The organism is Actinospica acidithermotolerans (genome assembly GCF_018139625.1).
Taxonomy (GTDB): Bacteria; Actinomycetota; Actinomycetes; order Streptomycetales; family Catenulisporaceae; genus Actinospica; species Actinospica acidithermotolerans.
Map to the genome: position 1 here is coordinate 1 of NZ_JAGSOH010000338.1, position 469 is coordinate 469.

The following is a 469-nucleotide window of genomic DNA, read 5'->3' on the forward strand; positions in this document are numbered from 1 at the left end:
GGCGGGGAGGGTCCAGGCCGTGGTGGTCCAGATCACGATGAAGGCGTCGCGCGCCAGGGCCGGCAGGCCGAAGGCGGCCGCCAGCGCCTGCGGGTCATGGGCCTTGAAGGCCACGTCCAGCGTGGTGCTCTTCTTGTCCTGGTACTCGATCTCGAACTCGGCGAGCGACGAGCCGCAGTCGAAGCACCAGTACACGGGCTTGAGGCCGCGGTACACGAAGCCGCGCTCGATCACGCGCTTGAACGCGCGCAGCTCGCCGGCCTCGTTGGCGAAGTTCATCGTCTTGTAGGGGTTGTCCCATTCGCCGAGCACGCCCAGGCGCTGGAAGTCGCCCAGCTGCTGCGCGATCTGCTCGGTGGCGAAAGCACGGCTCTTCGCCTGCATGTCGTCGCGCGACAGGCTGCGCCCGTACTTTTTCTCGATGGCGTTCTCGATCGGCAGGCCGTGGCAGTCCCAGCCCGGCACGTAG

Annotated in this window: 1 protein-coding gene; it reads right to left on the reverse strand. The window is 67.6% G+C overall.

Going from position 1 to position 469, the window contains the following annotated elements:
* Positions 1 to 469, reverse strand: a 469-nt coding sequence (locus KDK95_RS38885) for a class I tRNA ligase family protein (protein WP_212522641.1), incomplete at both ends; no start/stop codon positions are given.